Below are 17,405 nucleotides of genomic sequence, written 5' to 3' on the forward strand. Positions count from 1 at the left end.
GCGCGATGGGACAGAGACACGCTCCGCTTCGCGGAGCGTGATGGGTCCGGGCTTCGTCTCGGCGGCTTCGGCTTCGCCTTCCGCGGGGGCTCGCGCTTCGCTCCAGGCCCCTGGAGTGTGGGCGGCCCGCCGCTGCGCTCTGGGCCTTGACCGGCCACTACGCTGCCGGTGCGTCCTTCCGGCCGCGCCTCCAGGACGCAGACTGCGCGGGCGGCTGGCCAGGTGGAGGGGTGGACTGCCCCGGGGGTGTGGTGACGGAGTGTGCTTCTCTTCGGGGGTGGGGATGGGGTCTGGAGCCAGTCTGCATCACTTCTGATGCACATGTAGCTTCGACAGAACCAGCCCATAGCCTCTGCGTGCCCGCCTCCCGGCCTCCCGTGGCGCTCTTGGCGTTGGTTTCTGCCCAGACGGGAGCCGAGGGCGGAGGCGGGCGTACAGCCGCCTTCCTGGCGGTTCCAGGGTCCGGGGTGCATCAGCAGGCGAGCTGTGTAGCATCCCGGATTCGGCGCCACCCCCACCCCGGCGGGGCGAACACCCACCACCTGTGGTCTGAACGCATCCCGCCCACTGCGGACAACAACACCCTGTACCTCGCCGTCGCCATACCCGGAAGCATCGCGATGAGTTACCTCCCGCAGCAGGCGTGATCACCTACAAACGCTTCCTACGACGCCAGGCAGCCCTCGCCGCCACAGGCGACGCGCAAGCCCACGAACACCTCGACTGGTGCCGGGTGTCGCTCTTTGCTGAAGGCCGGTGTCGTTTCCCGCCGAAGGTCTGGTGTCGTGTGTGGGGTGGTGTGGTTAGCGGTGTTCGGGGCAGTGCCTGGTTCCGTACCATCACTTCGCCGCCCCCCGGGACCCGGTGATGATCGCCAAATGGATCAAGTTCCAGGTCCTGGACACCGAACGGCAGGACTGGACCAGCGAAGCCGTACGCCAAACGCCGCTACCGCGACGCGGATAGCACGACCTGGACGTCTCCTACGAACACCAGGAAGGCGCGTATCCACTGGGCAGGTGGCTGTCCGACCAGAGGCGCGCCTACCGGGCCGGAACCATGAACAGCACCTTCCGCGCAGCCGAGCTCGAGGAACTCGGCATGATCTGGGACACCGCTGATGCCCAGTTCGAGGAGAACCTCGCCGCGGCCCGCGCCTACTACCGGGAGGTTAAGGCACTGGCCGCTCCACGGCACGCGGTCGCCCTCGACAAGCCCGTGGGCCAATGGCTGACCAACCTCCGGCGGCCCGAAGGACTCGGCAAAGACCCTGCTCACGCGCAGCGGCGTGCCGAGCAGCTCACGGCGATCGACCCCGACTGGAACCCCGGACAGTTGGGCTGGACCGTCGACTGGCAACGCCATTACGTCGGCCTGGCCGGCCTCCTGAACGTCGGCGGCGCGCTCAAGGACGTCCAGCCCGGCGTCACCCACCGGGGCGACGACATCGGGCGCTGGGTCGCCCGGCAAGCCCGGGACTGGGCACGGCCGAATCCGGAGCAGCAGCGGCGCCTAGGCGAACTCGGTGTGCGAGCAGCGACTGTACGGGTGCGGAAGGCCCCGGTGCCGGCCGGTACGAAGACCGGAGCAGCGAAAGGCTCCGACGCGTTCACACGAGGCGTGGCAGCCCTGCGCCAGTACATCCAACGCGAAGGGAAGACCGTCGTGCCCAGGGAGCACACAAAGGTTCTGGTAGAGGCAGGCAGCGGCACAGAGACCGCCGTTCGGCTGGGCGTTTGGGTCAGCAACCAGAAATCCCGACGTGACCGCCTCGACACCACCCAGCTCGCCGCCCTCGCCAACCTCGGATTGGAATGGGCGGCGTAAGCGGCCAGCTCCCACGACAGTGATATGTGAGATCCCGAACCTCAGAACAACCGTCAGGGTGCCGCGGTGCGCTGGAAGGAAGTGACATTCAGCTTCACGCCGTCGGTGCTCTGGAGGACGGTGGGCATCTCGCCCTTGGAAGTCTGGCCGGGCTGGACGTCGGTCACGAACTGAGTGCTGTGCGCGACACGGGTACCGCTGGCGTCCACGGCCTCCCAGTCCCAGGAGTAATTGGACTTCTCACCGCTGTTGTTCTTGATCGTCCGCTCGATCCAGATGTTGTTGATCCCGGCTTCCGAGCGGTCATCGATTCGGAAACTGGTCAGGTCCTTGCGTTCATTGAGCGTTTTCAGCGTGGCCACCGATCGGGTGACGGAGCGGTGTGAAGGTCGGGGTGCGCAACGGACAGGGCTCCCGCGCCGTTGAGGGAGGTGTTCGACGTCTCAACTCAGCAGCACAGGAGCCCTGCTGGTTCCGTATCCTGCCGCACTCGACCTGCCTCACGCCCTGGTCGAGTGGGTCGCGATGCTCATCGTCATCCGTGAGGGTGACCGCCGGTGCAAACTCGCCGCACCGTCGTGCGCTGGTCGCACTCGTGTACCTGCGCCGCCACGACACTCTCGCCCGCATCGCCGCCGGCTTTGGGATATCCGTCGGCACCGCCCATGCCTACGTCACCTCCGTCACCGGCCTGCTCGCCGACCAGGCACCGGGCCTGCTCAAGACGCTGCGCTCGCACGACCCGGAATTCGTCCTCCTGGACGGCACGCTCGCCGAGTGCGACCGCGTCGGCGACGGCAAGGCCGACTACTCGGCGAAGCACAAGCGGCACGGGGTGAACGTGCAGGTCGTCACCGACCCAGCCGGAGAGATCCTGTGGATCTCGCCCGCGCTGCCGGGCCGGCAACGCCGGCTCCAACACCGCGAGCGATCACATCGAGACCACCCAACTCGCCCTGGCCCAACTCCCCAAACATCTGCGGCGGGGCCGGCAGACACTGATCCGCACCGACTCCGCCGGCGGCACCCACGCCTTCCTCGACTGGCTCACCCGCCGGGGCCGGTGGCTGTCGTATTCCGTCGGCATGACCATCACCGACGTCATCCACCAAGCCGTCCTGAAGATCCCGAAGAAGGCATGGACACCGGCCTACGACGCCGACGGCACCGAGCGGCCCGGCGCCTGGGTCGCGGAGATCACCGACATGCCCGACCTGAGCACGTGGCCCAGGGGCATGCGGCTGATCGTCCGCAAGGAACGGCCCCACCCCGGCGCCCAGTTGCGCTTCACCGACCTCGACGGACTACGGCTGACCTGCTTCGCGACCAACACCAAGGGCGGCCAGCTCGCCGACCTGGAACTACGTCACCGCCGGCGGGCCCGCTGCGAGGACCGGATCCGAAACGCCCGCGACACCGGCCTGCGCAACCTGCCTCTGCACGACACCGCGCAGAACCAGATCTGGCTGGAGATCGTCTCCCTCGCACTCGGCCTCCTCGCCTGGATGCCCATGCTCGCCCTGACCAGCAAAACCCGCCGCTGGGAACCCAAGAAGCTCCGCCTGCGGCTGTTCTCCGCCGCCGCCCAACTGGTCACCACCGGCCGCCGCCGCTGGCTCCGCCTCACCGCCCAATGGCCCTGGACAGATGTGATCACCCGCGCGATCCAGCGACTCGCAGCCCTGCCGAACCCCGGCTGACCAGCAACTCCGACCGTCCCGACGAGCCACAGCAACATCCCGGGAGCCGTGGAACCCTGACGCCCACCTGACGCGACAGCCGGGCCGCCAACCTGCCCCAGCCTCGAAATTCCGCAGCTCGCAAGCAAGAGTCCCCGTCAGTGAACCGACGAGGACTCATGAACGATCGAGGCCAAGGGGGTGGTGGCCCGGTCGTCCTCGTTCGTGTGGTATCCGATGGCTGGGAGGGAGCCACCACCTCCTGAAGAGGTGGGTTCCACGATCAGCCACACGCCTGCGCCCCCGAGGGCCACAGCAATTGCGAATGTGCCGAACGAGCCGTCCGACCGTGAGGTGCCGAACCTGATCACAAGCATCAGAAAGGCACCGAACAAAAGGCCACCGCCAAGGAGTCGTTCCCACACACGCGGCGTCACGGCACTGTTCCCTTCGTCGTGAGCGATCATTCAGTCAGCTTCTTGAGTATGGCCGGCAGGCTCCCGGCACACGACGTGGCTGCCTGGGCATGGGCGCGTATCGCAGCATAGATGCCCAGACCGAGCCCGGGCCTTGACCCCGAATTCTGGACACGGGTTATGCGGCTTGTGCCAGCGTAGTTGGTGTGTGGCGGAGGGCGTTTTCGAAGGTGATCGGTGGTCGTTGTCCGAGGCGGGAGTGTCGGCGTCGGGTGTTGTAGCGGTGGAGCCATCGGAAGGCGTCGAGTCGGGCCTCGCGCTCGGTCGGCCAGCTCTTTCGTCCTTGCAGGGTCTCGCGTTTGAAGGTCGCGTTGAAGGACTCGGCGAGTGCGCTGTCCGCGCTGGACCCGACCGCGCTCATACTTCGCCGCACCCCTGCTGACCCGCAGGCTTCGGCGAAACTCCTGCTCGTGTACTGGGCCCCGTGGTCGGTGTGCATGATCGATCCGGCAAGGCTGCCGCGGGTGCGGATCGCCGCTGCCAGGGCGTCGGTGACGAGATCCGCGCGCATGTGGTCGGCGATCGCCCAGCCGACGAGACGGCGCGATGCGAGGTCGATGACGGTCGCCAGGTAGCAGAACTTCCCGCCGGCGACGGGCAGGTAGGTGATGTCACCGACGTACTTCGTGTTCGGCTTGTCCGCGGTGAAGTCGCGGCCGATCAGGTCCGGGGCCTTGGCCGCGGCCGGGTCAGAGACGGTGGTGTGGTGCCGAGGCCGCAACCGGATCCCTTGATCCTGGATGCCCGCATGATCCTGGCGACGCGCTTGTGGCTGACCGCGACACCGTTCTCCTCGCGGAGCTCGGCGGTGATCCCCGGGCCTCCGCAGGTGCCGTCCGATTCCTGGTGCACCGCCCGTATCCGGGCCGCCAGGCGGGCGTCGGCCACCTGCCGGGCGGCCTGGTCAGCGGCTGTCCGTTGCCAGTAGTAGAAGCTCGAGTGGGCTGACGCCGAGGATCCTGCAGAGCCGCTTCACGCCGTGACGGCGCTGGAGGTCGGCGACACACTGGAAGCGGTTCACCAGCGCGTCTCTCGGGCGAAATATTTCCGCCGCCTTCCGCAGGATCTCCCGTTCCTCCTCCAACTCGCGGACCTTCTTCGCAAGGCGGCGTTCTCCGCCTCCAGCGGTACCGGCGGCTGGGCCGGTTCTTGCGTCCGTCGTCTGGGACGGCTCACCCCGGCTGCCCTCACCCAGTTCCGGCAGGGTCTCCGGGTTGATCCCCAGATCGGCCGCGACGACCCGATTTTCGCTTCCGGCCGCGACTCGTACAGCGCGACCGCGTCCGCCTTGAACTCCAGCGGGTAGTTCTTCATGACCACGAGATGTCCGTTCTCAGATCCTCAGGATCCAGTGTCTCGTGTGTCCAGGATCAGGGTCAAGGCCCATCCTTGCGGTTTTGTGCCTCCTCCGACACAGCCGGACCCGATTTGGCCCCGGAAAGAGGTACAAAATGCGTTCGGCCTGGTCAGGCCCGTATTCGGCCGTCAGCTCATGGAGGGGCATGTGTCGGCGTCGACACCAGGGGGCCACGCCGACAGGGACAAAGGTCCCTCTGGGCGGGGACAATCTCGGCTAGGGTCCGGGGCACCACACGAGATCGAGCAGCAGGAGCCAAGGTGCCCGGGGACGCGAGTCGCTCCACCAGTAGGGGCCGGCGGTCAGCGGACCGCGGTGAGCCCGTGACGTCGCCGCTGGCGGACAGCTTCGCCCAGGCGCTGGACCGTACGCCGCCGAAGCCCGGTCGGCCGGTGCGGTCCGCGAAGGTCGACTACACGTACCGGGCTCCGCACGACGCGTGGGGCCGCAGCGGTTACAGCATGGTCAGCAACGCCTTCCTCTCCGACGTCCTGGCCGTGCTGATCGCCCGGTACGGGATGTCGCCCGTGCAGTCGGCGGTCCTGTTGTTCTGCATGGGCCGCCAGGTCGAGGGACGCCTGAAGATCACCCACATCAAGGTGGCCCGGCACCTCGGAGTCGAGCGAGCGAACGTCACCCGGGCGCTGGGCAACCTGGAGAACTGGCACATGCTCCAGCGCCGCCCCAACTCGCTGATCGTGGTCAACCCGCTGATCTGTTTCAAGGGCAACGGCGACCTCCAGCAGGAGGCCCTGGAGCAGCTGCGGCAGGACGCCAGGGCCGCGCTCAGGAAGCACTTCCCGGAAATGCGGGAAGATGTGATGGCGCTGGAGAAGGCGGCGAGCGAGAGCTTCCCGGAGTTCACGGCCCCAGCCCCACCGGCACCGCGCACGCGGCAGCTGGCGTTCGGCGACAACGACGTGGAGGAAGAGGCATGCTGATCCAAGCTCACCTCGGGTTCGCGCAGCTGCACCGCCTAGAGCTCTCCAAGGCCGACTACGACCTGCTCAGCGCGATGATGGAGGTCCAGCACCCCGGCGGCGAGGTGAACGCCTCACAGGCCGAACTGCGGGCGCGCGTGGGCCTCAGCAAGAACCGCACGTCCATCGCGATGAGTCACCTGGTCGACCGAAACGTGGTCCTGCGGCCCGAGGGCCGCTACCGCAGCTACTTCATCCACCCGTACTTCGCCGGGTACGCCTCCCAGGAGGAGATGGAGGAGGCGCTGCGCGAGGCGACCAACGCCATCAAGGCCGGCGCGCTGGCCGCCCCGGCACCGCCCCCCGCCCCGCCTGCCCCGCAGCGGCACTTGGCCGCCGTGCCTGCACGTCGCAGCGCTTGACCGGCCGCCCGGCCGCCCGCCCGGCCGGGTGACACGACATCAGCGGCGCCGCCCCCTTCGGTGGGGGCGGCGCCGCTCTCGTGCGCGTTGAGGGCGGTACATCGTTCCCCTGGGCGGGAAGCCGGCAGGTCGGCGCCCTCCCCGGCCGGAAGTTTGTCCACGCAGGGTTGGCCAACTTGTCCACGCCCAGGTGGAACAACGTTCCCCTGGAGGGGAAAGCCGCAGGTGAGCGGGCTGCCATGGGCGCGCAGACGACACCAAGACCAACCCCTGCGCTGGAGGCAGCACGGGGCCGGCGCACATCGTTCCCCTGGAGGGGAAAGCTTGGCGCCGGCCTTCATCGCGGCCGGGCGCGGCTCTCCCCTCCCGCATGGGACGCGTATGTCAGATACGCGTACACGGTTCCCGCGGGCGGGAAACGCGCAGCTCACAGCCTCACGAAAAGAATCATGGGCGGCCCTCTTGTGCCGCCTCCCCTGTATGAACTTCAATACATGTATTGAAGTTCATACAGGGGAGGAACCCACCGTGTTAGTCACCCTCGTCACCGCCGCCCTCGCCATCGTCGGCACGCTGCTCGGCTCAATCGTCAGCGGCCGCTTCCAGGAGCGCGCCGCGGAGCGGTCCGTCCGCGTCACCCACGGCGAGGCGATCCGCCGCGATCGCCTGGAGGCCGTCACCGCTCTCGCCTGCGCCGCCAGCGACCACCGCCGTGCGATGTGGATGCGCGGCGACGCCGTCCTCAAGCAGGCCGGCTCCGAGCGGATCGAGGCCTTGCGCGGCGAGAGCCACATGACCCGGTCCGCCGTCACCCGCCCGCTGGTCGCACTGCGGGTCCTCTTCGCGGACCAGGCGGTACGCGCCGCGGCTGACGAGATGATCGCGCGGACGTACGCGCTGCGCGACGCGTACGCCACCACCGAGGACCTGACCGCCGCCCGGGAAGCCGCGAAGGTCGCCCACGACTCCTTCGTCGACGTCGCCGCCGGCTACCTCAGCCGGACCGCCTGAGCCCTTCCAGCAGAGACAGGAGTCCCGTCATGGAGCGCACGTCCACGGAGATCGTGAAGGTCGCCGACATCACCGCCATCGAGACCCGCGCCGACCGGGGCGCCGTCGACAGCGAGCTCGCGTACCTGGCCCCGGCGGCCGCCGCCGCGCTGGGGCTGCTCGCCGACGCCATCAAGCGGGGCACCGCCGACCGCGACACCGTCGTCCAGGCGCTGAAGGAGGCGGCCGTTCACGAGCGGTTCGCCGACGTCCTGGCGGCCGCGTCCGAGGACGTCATGGACGAGAGCGAGGACCCGTACGACTTCGACGCCCGCCTGGACGCCGACAACCTCTCGGGCGCGGCCTCTCAGGTCCGCGACCTCTTCCGCTGGCTGTAGACCCGCCCGCCGGCCACCACCCGACACCCACGAAGGAGACACCGTGTTCACCGGAACCGCCGAAGAACTCCGCGCCCGCCAGGCGCAGGCCCGCGAGCTCGCGGAGCAGGCCGCCGCGCTGCTGGACCAGATCGACGCGCTGGGCCTGGGCGCGGGCGGCGGGCAGCTGCACACCCCCGGCGGCATCATCCGCAACCGGCCCGGCCAGGGCTGGACCGTCGCCGACCGCTGACCGAGCCACCCGAGGAAGGAGACCGCGGTGACCGACCCCGCGTCCGACAACCACCGCCAGGAGCAGCTCCTGGTCCCGCTCGCCGCCGAGGACGTCGCCGCGCTCGGCAGCGACGGCGAGCAGCTGGCCGCGCTGCTCGCCACCGCACTGCACGGCCTGGCGCTGCTGCGCACGGGCCGCGCGAGCGCCGCCGAACTCGCGGCCGCCATCGAGGGCACCACCGGGCTCCTGGAGCGGCTGGAGGCCGTACGGGACGCCTCCCTGCGCCAGCCCGCCGCCAAGGACGTCTCGCACGCCGACCTGGCTGCGGCGATGCACCTGGAGAGCCGGGCGACCGCGCAGTCCCGCCGCCGCACCCTGCTGCGGAACCCGGTGAGCGACCTGGAGCGGTGGGCCACCGGCACCACCAGCTGACCCGATGCAGCGGCCCCTTGCAGCAGACGAACGACCGTTTGCTGCAAGGGGCCGCTACCCGTGCAGCACCCGTGTCCCGCCCGGGGCCGGCCTCGAAATGTCATCGCTCTCCGGCACCACAGAACACCACCACCCACTCACCGAGCAGCACCCCACGACCACCGTGCAGCACCACGTGCTGCACGGTGGCAGCACACACACAGCAGCGCCCCGGACCTTCGCGGTCCGGGGCGCTGCTATCGGTGCTCGGGAGGCCCCTACGCCTCAACGTAAGCGACGATCGTGATCGTCCGCAGGGCCGTCACGAAGTAGATGACCCGGACACCGTCGATCTCGTCCGCGTAGTCGCGCAGCAGGGTGCCGGGCACCTCGGTGCCCAGCTCCGGGTTGACGCTGATCGCGACGATCGCGCGGTCCAGGCGGTGCGTCTCGGACGCGGTGAGCTTGGACAGCTGGGTGAGCGCGGGCTCCACCGTGATCACGCGCGAGCGGCGCGCGCCGTGCTCAGGCGACACGGGGCTGCTCGTCAGCAAGACGGGCGAGGTGCGCGTCGCGGGCCGTCTCCCACGGCACGCCGGACTCGGGCGAGGGGTAGCCGTTGGCGGCGATGTCCTCCAGCACCGAGGCGAGGGTGTCGACCTTCGCGCGCTGGTCGGCCGCGTACGCGCGGACCGATTCGGCGGCGTGCTCATCGAGGGGCTGGCGGGCGGGCGCGGGGGCCGGCTGCTGGCTCATCCGGGGCTCCTGGGCTTCTCTCTGGCGTGTGCCACCACGGTAGCGCCGGGCCGGGGCACCGGACCCCGGTACGGACGAACGGGCCCGGCGGGCTCTGCAGGGCGCGGGGCCGGCGCGTCAGACTCGATGCCGCCCGACACGGAGTGTGATCACCGCCCGGTGGGGGTGTCACGCTGTCGCGCCTGTCACGCGGAAACGGCCCGGAGAGGGGGTTCCGGGCCGATCCCGCGCCCTAATGTCCGAATTGAACGGCTTTCGAGCGGGCACTGTCACGCGGCCTTCCGGCGACGTGACAGGCAGCGTGACAGGGGAGCGTGACACCTGAGTGTGACGCTCGGTGAGCGTGACAGGGGCGATCAGGTCTGGAGCGGGGGCCAGACGTGCGGGCCGGTGCACTGCCCGCAGGCGGCGCAGCCGGCGCACTCCATGCAGAACTGGCGCGGCAAGCGCGGGCACGAGCAGATCGGGTTGTAATCGGGGTCGTCGTCGCCCTCGAACCAGGGCTCCCCGAGCGGCGGCGTGTAGTCGACGTGGACCTGGCCGTCGGCCGTCAGCTCTTCGTGCCGGGTGCCGCAGCCGGTCGACTGCACCCACGTGGCGACCACGGGGCCGGCGGCGCTCACCGGCTGCTCCGGCCGCGGGCCTCGATCCAGGCGGCGAGCGCGAGGACGGCGGCCGGGTCGGCTTGCGCCAGGCGCACCGCGTGGCCGACGTCGAAGCCCTCCAGCGTCCCGGCCTTCGCCATGGCCCTCAGCAGCGCGCTGTGTGCCCGCACCGACGCGGGGACGGCGTCCGGATCCCTCGGAGGGGCCATGCCGTAGCCCTCCAGGATGCGGAACATCTCGTAGAACTCGCCGTACTCGTTCAGGTAGTCGAGGGCGTGGCGGTCCTCGGGCTCGTGCAGCACGAGCGGGCCTTCGGCGCCGTAGTGCGTGCCGGTCGTACCGAGCAGGCCGGCCTTCTCCAGGGCCATCAGCAGGTGGGCGCGCTCGGGCAGCCCGTTGGAGTGCAGCTGCTCCTGGCGCTCCAGATCCTGCTCCAGCTCAAGGTCCAGGCGTTCGGCTTCGGCGGCCGCGGCGGCTTCGGCGGCGAGCTCGTCCTGGACGGCGGCGTCGGACGCCGGGTCGTACGTCCCGCCGGTGGTGGCGAGCAGCTGCGCGATGCGCTCCCACTCGCCGACTTCGGCCGGGCCGCGTTCGTCGGCGGCCAGGTCCTCGCGGTCGCGGTCGAGGTGCTGCTGCAGCCGGGCGTCCTCGAGGGCGGCCGCGGCCTCGGTGGCCGTCATCCCGGTGGCGCGCCGGCGGACCGAGCCGCGGCCGACCTTCGCCCGGTCGACGGGCTGACGGAGCGCCGCCGCGCCGGGCGCGGGGACGCGGGAACGGCGACGGGATGGGGAGACAGGGGTACTCACGCGGGCCTCTCAATCGGCATAGGAAAGGGACGGGGAATTCGGACGCCGCGCACCCGCGCCGCGTTCACAGACAGGTTTATCGCAGGCGCGAATTCCGTGCGGCTAAAACGTGATGTTCAACCACTCCACGTCGGCGAATTTCACCTCCAGGCCCGCCCGGCCGCCACCGCCTTGACGGAAATAGGCGTCCGCGATGGCCTCAGCGACGGCGTCGTGCAGATCGCTCAGCGTCGCACCCTCCTCCTGTGCGGCGATGATGGCGGCCGCGTGGGAGGGGGTGACGGCGACCGTGATGTCCCGGACCCGGCCCGCGTCCGAGGTGCCCTCCGGACCGAGGCCGAAGTACGCCCGGCAGGAGATCACCAGGCCGCCAGAGGACGCCGCGCGCTGCCTTGCCTGTGCCCTGACCTGGGGCTGCCACTCCGATTCGGTCTCCTGCACCAGAGCGGCCTGGAGCCGCTTGTTCGGCTTGGTGGAGGCACCCGAGAGGTAGCGCTGCACCGTCTTGCGGGAGACGCCCAGCCGCTCCGCCAGGGACTTGGTGGAACCTCGTTCCCGCTTGCGCAGAAATCGCATCTGCACGTTTGGTGATGCCGGTGCGGGCCGGGTGAATAGCTTCCGCTCCGCACGGGCGAAGCCCTCCATGATCTTGGCGCGGGTCCGGGCCGCGCGCTTCACGTCGTCATCAGTCATGTGATCATCAGGCCCGACCGGACCTGTGGACAGAGGACGACGACGGAACGCTCCTACGGCTGATCTCCACCCCTGCGGGTGACGCGCCCTGGTGAGCGCCGGTGCCAGGCCGCTACGTTCCCCTGGACTTGATGATCGAGGGGGAGGGCCAAGGGATGAGCGAGCGCGGCGCGTTACGGGGTCTGCGGGTCTTGATGTGGGTGGTCATCGCGATCGAGGTGCCGGTGTACCTGGTGTGGCTGGTCCAGGTCGGCTACCAGGCCGGGCAGCAGCTGCCCCGCGGCGACATCGCGCGGTGGGCGCCGCCGGTCCTGCTGCCGCCGGCAGCCGTGCTGTTCTGCGTGGCGGCGGGCTGGGTGTGGTGGGGCGCGGTGGTGGCCGGCACCCGCTCGCCGCTGCGGGAGCGGTGGATCCTCGCCTCGCTGGCGTTCGTCGCCGTCTTCTCCGTGTTCTGCGGAGTGGCCTCGGTCGACGACCCGTCGTTCTCGGTGGGCCTGCTGAGCGCCACCGTGACCGCGCTCGGCATGACCGGACTGTTCTTCATCCCGGCCGCCGCCTCCCGCCAGCTGCCGGACGTCATCCGCCGACGCCGTACGACGGCTGCTCCGGGTGAGGTGGACCCGCAGTAGCCCGCCGTCCCGGCCGGTTGGTCCGATTGCCCGGGGCGCCGCGCGGCGGGCATGCTGCGCGTTCCGGAGAACGAGGGGTGAGCATGTCCGAACAGGACGACGCGACTGCGGCGCAGGCGTCGCTCAGGAAGGCCGTGGAGCAGCTGAGCGGCGACGGGTCGGGCGACGATGTCCAGGCCGCTCAGGAGGCCGTACAGGCCCTCCATGAGAGGGCTGGGCAGGAGTGGACGCCTGAGCAGGAGACGCAGATCAGGGCCATGGTGGAGCAGATCCGCAAGCTGCGGAATCTGAACCGGCCGGGCGGCGGCGGGTGGCGTCGGCGACGGGCGTGGCGGGCGCAGGGGCGCCTGGCCGACTTGATGATGGCCGCCGGTCCGGAGCTCGTGAACGAGGCGGAACTGCGGCACTGGAAGAACCACCTGATGGTGGAGCTCCTGGTGGAGTTCGCCGGCGGCGCGATGAAGCCGGATGACACGGCGACGGCGCTGAGCCGGATGGAGACGCTGCACGCCGCGACGTACGAGCAGTTGCAGCAGGCCAGGAAGAGGGCGGCCGACCGGCACGCCGACACCGGCTGACCCGTCGGCAGATGACGAGGGCCCCGAACCGGCACGCGGTTCGGGGCCCCTGCCGTGGGCGGGTGATCACAGATCGATTTCGAGCCGCTCCACGTCGGTGAACTCCACGCCCAGGCCATGGGCCCTGCTGTTGTTGGCGCGGAAGTACATCCGGGCCAGGCCGTCGGCGGCGATCTGCCGGAGCTGGTCCTCGGTCTTGCCCTGCTCCCGTGCGTTGAACAGCTGGTCGGCGAACTCGGGCGGCAGGGCCTGGGTGATGTCGCGGATCCGGGCGTCGTCGGTCGTGCCCGAGGCCGCGGTGAACCCGAACCGCGCGCGGGTGGAGACGACCAGGCCGCCGGTGGAGGCCGCCTTCTTCCTCGCCTTCGCGCGGATCTGCGGCTGCCACCTCTTCTTGACCTCGCGCTCCAGGCGGCCGCGCAGGTCCTGGCGGGGCCGCTTGAGCTTGCCCGACACGTACCGCTCCACCGTGCGCTGGGAGATCCCGAGCGCCTGGGCGGCGGCCTTGGTGCCCTTGAGCTGCTTGACCAGGTACTTCATCTGCGCCTGAGCGCTCTGCGGGATACGGCGGGTGAACGCCCCCTCCAGCGCGCGGTCCAGGCTGTCCCCGAGTGAATCGACCACGGTCTACTCCCCTTCTCCTGCGCTCTGGTCGGTCTTGATGAGGTTGGAGATGTTGAAGACGCCGCCGCGCTCCTCGAACTGGGATTCCGCCCACAAGGTGGTCTGGGTGCCCTGGTGCTTCACCATCCCGGGCGAGACTCCGAGCCGGAACGTGCCCGGCGCCGGCTTGCCCTCCTCGGTGCGCGGCAGGACGTCCAGCGGGGACGGGCCCGGCGAGGGGTAGACGATCGCGTCGGTGCCGATGGCGACCGGGTAGAGGTCGGCGGCGGCCGCCGTCTTCATCAGCTTGCGGTGCAGGCCGGTGCGCTGGTTGGCCAGCACGGCCGCCCGGATGTCCGGGCGCCACGTCCACCGGTCCAGCGCCGGGTAGGGCTCGTAGTACGGCACCTGGCCCCGGCTGCGCTGGCGCAGCTTGCCGATCGCGCCCTTCGCGGTCGCCTTGATCGCGGTCTCCAGCAGCGCCATCGTCGGGTCCACCTGCTTGCGCCGCCCCATCGCCTCCAGGAACTCCTGCTCTCCGAGGTCGGTGGTGACGTCCATGTCGGCCATGGTCGCGGTGTACGCGTCGCGCAGGCGCTTGTACCAGGCGTCCAGGTAGCGGCCGGTCTGGGTGCGCACGTACGCCTCGATCGGCGCGACGTCGAAACCGAGCTCCACCGCGTAGGCGACGGTCGGCGTGGCGTACCAGGCCGGGCCCTCGGGCCGCTCGCCGGTCGGCGTGAACGGTGAGGGAAGCAGGGTGCCGTCGACGGTGCGGCCGTTGACCCGTACGCGGGAGAGGTCGACGTGGCTCAGGTCGACCAGCCACGAGCCGGGCAGCGCCGGGTCGAACGCCGGGTTGTTCTCCAGGTGGGTCGGCCCGTTCAGCCCGACCGTGAGCCCGTTCGCGGCCGCGGCGAACGACATGTTCAGGTCGACGACGACCAGGTATTTGTTGACGCACTCCTCATCGGTCAGCGGCCGGCACCAGTCGTAGGGCTCCTCCATCAGCATCTCTGCCGGAGTACGGAGGTGGTGCCGGGCGAACCCCGCGTCCTTCAGGATCGGGTGTTCGTCGGGGACCTCGCACGGCACGACGTCGTACTTGGCGGTGATCGCGTCGTCGTTGTACGCCGGTTTGAACTCGCCGGTCGCCTCGTCCTTCTGCGCGCGGGTGGGCGGGCGCAGCGCGGTCATCAGCTCCAGGCCGGTCGTCGCGGTGCTGCCGCGCGGCGTGATCACCCGGGCCGCGTACAGACCGAGGTACTGGACGAGTTCGGCCGGGTGCATCGTCGGCAGCTGCGGGTCGTCCTTCTTGTCCCACTCGCGGGCGTCCAGCGCGTTCCAGGGCAGGATGCACAGCTGGACGCAGCGGCGCCGGGAACCCTCGGGGTCGCGGTAGACCCGGGCCCACGGGCCGAAGCCGCGCTGGCTCATCTGGAGTCCGGCCTTCTCGATCTGCTTGACCACCTTGTGGCCGGACGGGAGTCGGCTCGCGTGCCGCTCCTCCTCCGACAGGGCGACCGGCAGGCCGAAGCGCTCCAGTGCGGACGCGGTGAGGACGAGGATCGGGTCGGCGTCGCGGCCGTTGCGGTGCAGCCGGGCCTGCCCGAGCCGGGCTTCGGCCAGCGTCCAGTCGACCAGCGCCGGGATGGACTTGGCGGGCACGTCCAGGACCAGCCCGCCGACGCAGTACGCCGACACCTGCCCGTCCTCGCAGTCGATGACCGCGAGCGGACCGTTCTCGAAGCGCGGATTGGCGGCCGCCGCGGTGGTCTTCGCCGCCGCCTTCTTCGCACCCGGGCGCCGCGACGTCGTCGACGGCCTGGCGGTGCTGCCCGTCTCCTTCGTCGGACGGGACGGCGGCACAGCGGCGGGCGCGGGGGCCGGCTCCAGGGCCGGGCCGGTGAACGCCTCCGGGACCACGGGCGCCGGGGCGGCGGCGGGCGCTTCGGAGGCCGGGACGGGGAAGCGGGCGGCGAGGCCCTCGAGGAGCCGGGCGTACGCGGCGCGCTTCGGCGGCCGCGGCTCGGTCCGGCCGGTCTCCCAGTTCCCTACGGCCTCACGGCGGGCGTCCAGCGCCGTGGCGATCTGCGCCTGGCTCAGGCCCGCCGCCTCCCGCAGACGCTTGCGCTCCGCAGGGTCCGGCAGATCGTCCTGCGCAACCTGCTCCAGCAGCGCATCAACGGCGCTGAACAGCTCGTTCTCAGTGGACACAGAGGTCACCTCCAATAGACAGCATACCCGATCGCGCATTGATTCGCGCGCTCAATCGCGCATTGAATCGCGCGCATTTGAGTGCAACACGGGGGCGGGTAAGCGGCGCAACAACTGTTCGTCCAGGTCAGAGCCGAAACAGAGGGTGCGTTGCACGCGGCTGTTGCACCGCGTGTTGCAGGTGCCGGGCGCGGCATGGCGACGGAGCAGCACCGGGGCCGGCTGCCAGGCTGAGCAGGTCCGGCCCGCAAGGTGATTGGGAGCTCTACCGTGTCCGTCGCGTTCCGCATCAGGTGCTGTCTGTGCACCAAGAACATCCCGCTCGCCGGGGACGTCATCGCCCTCGATGGCGAGTGGCAGCGCCGCTACCCGAACATGCGCGGCACCCTCGCCTGCGAACGGTGCGTCATCGACTACGGCTGGAACTGCTGCACCACCACCCAGGGCGGCTTCGTCGACGGCCACGTCGCCGCGCCGGAGGGGGAAGTCGACGTCGACTCCTGGAGCCATCACCTGGAGCGCGGCACCCACCGCGCCCTGGTGACGCTTTATCCCCGCTCCGGCCTGCTCCAGGGAGCGGAGCCGTACCTGCGCTCACTCGCCAACCGCAGGGGCACCCTGCCCGAGGTCGCCGCCCGCCTGGGCGCGGCCCTGGACGGGTTCGACGCCCAGCACAGCAGGACCGGCACCCCGCAGCCGGTCACCGGCTGAGACCGCGGCGCCGGTCACGCGCTCGGGAACTACGAGGCGGTCGGCGTGGTGCGCTGAACCTGCAAAGGCGGCGGTAGCGGAAGCCGGAGCCCTGCCACCCCCCGGAGGTTCAGTTCGCCGGCCTCTGCCCGGCGCAGCAGCTCGCCCGCGTTCTTGAGCGCCATGACAACCCGGGTGCGCAGGCGGGGGTGGAACGGCATGGCGAGCGGGACGAGGGCGGCGATGGCGGCCGGGTTGGGGATCGAGCTGTTGCGCAGCTCGTTCACGACCCGGTTGAAGGCGTAGCCGAGCTTGGGTGGCAGCTGAACGTGGGAGCGCTGCAGCGAGGACAGCAGCAGCGCCAGCATGTCCTCGTACGCGGTGCGCAGGGCATTGACGCTGTCGTGCGACACGATGTCGGCGGCGAACAGCCCGCGGCCGCGCTCGAGGCGTTCGAGGATGGTCTTGAGCATCTTCAGGTCGATGTCGCCGGCGAACCGCAGGGGCTGGTCCACCCGCGCCAGCAGCTTGCCCCCTTCGACGCCTTCCCTCCAGGAGAAGCTGCTCAGGAGGTGGAACCATGCCTCCTGGCTTTGCAGTGAGTAGACGCCGCAGCCGATGAGGATCTGGTAGAGGATCTTCGCCTTCAGTGGGCGTGCGCCGCGCAGGACGGCCCCGTACGTGACATGGGAGTAGCCAGGCGCCTGCCGGGCGAGGGTGCGGTGGCTGAGCCCGTTGAAGTCCAGCAGCGTCTTCAGGAGCTCAAGCAGCTCGCCCTCGTCGGCGGCGTGCGGCGGGGTGAGGTGGCCGGTGCGCTCCCAGCGGCTCAGGGCCTCGCGGCACAGGTCACCGGAGAACCCGGCGGCGGCCAGGCGCAGGCTCTCCCAGCGCGCACTCCAGCTCTCGGGGTTGCCGCCGCAGGCCAGGATGTAACCGTTCACGGTCGCCCAGGTGGGCAGCTTCTTGCCCGCGTGGGCGTTCGACAGCGTCGCGGTGGACAGCCCGCTGTGTTCGGCCATCAGCGCCAGCGGCGGGTCGCCAGCCTCCTTGCGCAGCGCCTGGAGGTCGCGCGCGAAGGCCACCAGTGGGTCGTTGGTGCGGGGCAGTTGCTTCATGGGACGGGCCACGGCGTCC

Annotated in this window: 19 protein-coding genes and 3 pseudogenes; 12 read left to right on the forward strand and 10 right to left on the reverse strand. The window is 70.3% G+C overall.

Features of this window, described 5'->3' with window-relative positions; genetic code table 11:
- Window positions 1-972 precede the first annotated feature (972 nt).
- Window positions 973-1,827: a helicase associated domain-containing protein gene (locus RLT58_RS35665; RefSeq protein WP_311314948.1), complete on the forward strand. Its 855-nt coding sequence runs from the start codon at window positions 973-975 to the stop codon at window positions 1,825-1,827.
- A gap of 53 nt (window positions 1,828-1,880) precedes the next feature.
- On the opposite strand, the gene RLT58_RS35670 is transcribed toward RLT58_RS35665, so the two are convergent.
- The gene (locus RLT58_RS35670) at window positions 1,881-2,189 is read right to left on the reverse strand and encodes a hypothetical protein (RefSeq protein ID WP_311314879.1); all 309 of its coding nucleotides are present in this window, start codon (window positions 2,187-2,189) and stop codon (window positions 1,881-1,883) included.
- Between the two features lie 106 nt (window positions 2,190-2,295).
- Here RLT58_RS35670 and RLT58_RS35675 point away from each other — a divergent pair.
- Both RLT58_RS35675 and RLT58_RS35680 read left to right on the forward strand, forming a co-directional pair.
- Window positions 2,296-2,767: pseudogene (locus tag RLT58_RS35675) on the forward strand (transposase family protein); the annotation flags it as partial.
- A pseudogene (locus RLT58_RS35680) lies at window positions 2,724-3,527 on the forward strand (IS1380 family transposase); the annotation flags it as partial. The pseudogenes RLT58_RS35675 and RLT58_RS35680, both read left to right, overlap by 44 nt.
- Before the next feature lie 573 nt (window positions 3,528-4,100).
- Here RLT58_RS35680 and RLT58_RS35685 read toward each other — a convergent pair.
- A pseudogene (locus tag RLT58_RS35685) lies at window positions 4,101-5,302 on the reverse strand (IS3 family transposase).
- Between the two features lie 360 nt (window positions 5,303-5,662).
- On the opposite strand from RLT58_RS35685, the gene RLT58_RS35690 reads away from it, so the two are divergent.
- The 6 genes from RLT58_RS35690 to RLT58_RS35715 all read left to right on the forward strand — a co-directional run bounded on the left by RLT58_RS35690 (window position 5,663) and on the right by RLT58_RS35715 (window position 8,715).
- Window positions 5,663-6,280 (forward strand): MarR family transcriptional regulator, encoded by a 618-nt coding sequence (locus RLT58_RS35690; RefSeq protein WP_311314880.1) that lies wholly within the window; start codon window positions 5,663-5,665, stop codon window positions 6,278-6,280.
- Entirely contained in the window at window positions 6,274-6,681 is a 408-nt protein-coding gene (locus RLT58_RS35695) for a hypothetical protein (RefSeq protein WP_311314881.1), read from the forward strand. The genes RLT58_RS35690 and RLT58_RS35695 overlap by 7 nt, the downstream gene beginning before the upstream one ends.
- 528 nt (window positions 6,682-7,209) lie before the next feature.
- The gene (locus tag RLT58_RS35700) at window positions 7,210-7,692 is read left to right on the forward strand and encodes a plasmid transfer protein KilB (RefSeq protein WP_311314882.1); all 483 of its coding nucleotides are present in this window, start codon (window positions 7,210-7,212) and stop codon (window positions 7,690-7,692) included.
- Window positions 7,693-7,721: 29 nt separating this feature from the next.
- Complete coding sequence (locus RLT58_RS35705; protein ID WP_311314883.1) at window positions 7,722-8,069, forward strand: hypothetical protein; 348 nt, start codon at window positions 7,722-7,724, stop codon at window positions 8,067-8,069.
- Between the two features lie 43 nt (window positions 8,070-8,112).
- Complete coding sequence (locus RLT58_RS35710; RefSeq protein WP_311314884.1) at window positions 8,113-8,301, forward strand: hypothetical protein; 189 nt, start codon at window positions 8,113-8,115, stop codon at window positions 8,299-8,301.
- Between the two features lie 27 nt (window positions 8,302-8,328).
- The gene (locus RLT58_RS35715; protein WP_311314885.1) at window positions 8,329-8,715 is read left to right on the forward strand and encodes a hypothetical protein; all 387 of its coding nucleotides are present in this window, start codon (window positions 8,329-8,331) and stop codon (window positions 8,713-8,715) included.
- Between the two features lie 257 nt (window positions 8,716-8,972).
- On the opposite strand, the gene RLT58_RS35720 is transcribed toward RLT58_RS35715, so the two are convergent.
- The 5 genes from RLT58_RS35720 to tpg (RLT58_RS35740) all read right to left on the reverse strand — a co-directional run bounded on the left by RLT58_RS35720 (window position 8,973) and on the right by tpg (RLT58_RS35740) (window position 11,554).
- A complete protein-coding gene (locus RLT58_RS35720) occupies window positions 8,973-9,230 on the reverse strand; it encodes a hypothetical protein (protein WP_311314886.1) in 258 nt (85 codons plus the stop codon).
- On the reverse strand, window positions 9,220-9,450 hold the full coding sequence (locus RLT58_RS35725; protein ID WP_311314887.1) for a hypothetical protein: 231 nt from the start codon (window positions 9,448-9,450) through the stop codon (window positions 9,220-9,222). The genes RLT58_RS35720 and RLT58_RS35725 overlap by 11 nt, the downstream gene beginning before the upstream one ends.
- A 356-nt stretch (window positions 9,451-9,806) precedes the next feature.
- Window positions 9,807-10,073: a hypothetical protein gene (locus tag RLT58_RS35730; RefSeq protein ID WP_311314888.1), complete on the reverse strand. Its 267-nt coding sequence runs from the start codon at window positions 10,071-10,073 to the stop codon at window positions 9,807-9,809.
- Window positions 10,070-10,861 carry a hypothetical protein gene (locus RLT58_RS35735; RefSeq protein WP_311314889.1) on the reverse strand — a complete coding sequence of 264 codons (792 nt, stop codon included), beginning with the start codon at window positions 10,859-10,861 and terminating at the stop codon, window positions 10,070-10,072. The genes RLT58_RS35730 and RLT58_RS35735 overlap by 4 nt, the downstream gene beginning before the upstream one ends.
- 102 nt (window positions 10,862-10,963) lie before the next feature.
- Window positions 10,964-11,554, reverse strand: coding sequence for a telomere-protecting terminal protein Tpg (gene tpg / locus RLT58_RS35740; RefSeq protein WP_311314890.1), 591 nt, complete (start codon window positions 11,552-11,554; stop codon window positions 10,964-10,966).
- A gap of 155 nt (window positions 11,555-11,709) precedes the next feature.
- On the opposite strand from tpg (RLT58_RS35740), the gene RLT58_RS35745 reads away from it, so the two are divergent.
- Both RLT58_RS35745 and RLT58_RS35750 read left to right on the forward strand, forming a co-directional pair.
- A complete protein-coding gene (locus RLT58_RS35745; RefSeq protein WP_311314891.1) occupies window positions 11,710-12,183 on the forward strand; it encodes a hypothetical protein in 474 nt (157 codons plus the stop codon).
- Window positions 12,184-12,266: 83 nt separating this feature from the next.
- Complete coding sequence (locus RLT58_RS35750; protein ID WP_311314892.1) at window positions 12,267-12,761, forward strand: hypothetical protein; 495 nt, start codon at window positions 12,267-12,269, stop codon at window positions 12,759-12,761.
- A 66-nt stretch (window positions 12,762-12,827) separates the two neighbouring features.
- On the opposite strand, the gene tpg (RLT58_RS35755) is transcribed toward RLT58_RS35750, so the two are convergent.
- A complete protein-coding gene (gene tpg, locus RLT58_RS35755; RefSeq protein WP_311314893.1) occupies window positions 12,828-13,385 on the reverse strand; it encodes a telomere-protecting terminal protein Tpg in 558 nt (185 codons plus the stop codon).
- Between the two features lie 3 nt (window positions 13,386-13,388).
- The gene (gene tap / locus RLT58_RS35760) at window positions 13,389-15,581 is read right to left on the reverse strand and encodes a telomere-associated protein Tap (RefSeq protein WP_311314894.1); all 2,193 of its coding nucleotides are present in this window, start codon (window positions 15,579-15,581) and stop codon (window positions 13,389-13,391) included.
- A 270-nt stretch (window positions 15,582-15,851) separates the two neighbouring features.
- Between tap and RLT58_RS35765 the strand changes: the two genes are divergently transcribed.
- On the forward strand, window positions 15,852-16,292 hold the full coding sequence (locus tag RLT58_RS35765; protein ID WP_311314895.1) for a hypothetical protein: 441 nt from the start codon (window positions 15,852-15,854) through the stop codon (window positions 16,290-16,292).
- Between the two features lie 29 nt (window positions 16,293-16,321).
- Here the strand turns inward: RLT58_RS35765 and RLT58_RS35770 are convergent, their stop codons facing one another.
- Window positions 16,322-17,398 (reverse strand): hypothetical protein, encoded by a 1,077-nt coding sequence (locus tag RLT58_RS35770; protein WP_311314896.1) that lies wholly within the window; start codon window positions 17,396-17,398, stop codon window positions 16,322-16,324.
- Window positions 17,399-17,405 lie beyond the last annotated feature (7 nt).

Origin of the sequence: Streptomyces sp. ITFR-16 (assembly GCF_031844705.1) — a bacterium.
Taxonomy (GTDB): domain Bacteria; phylum Actinomycetota; class Actinomycetes; order Streptomycetales; family Streptomycetaceae; genus Streptomyces.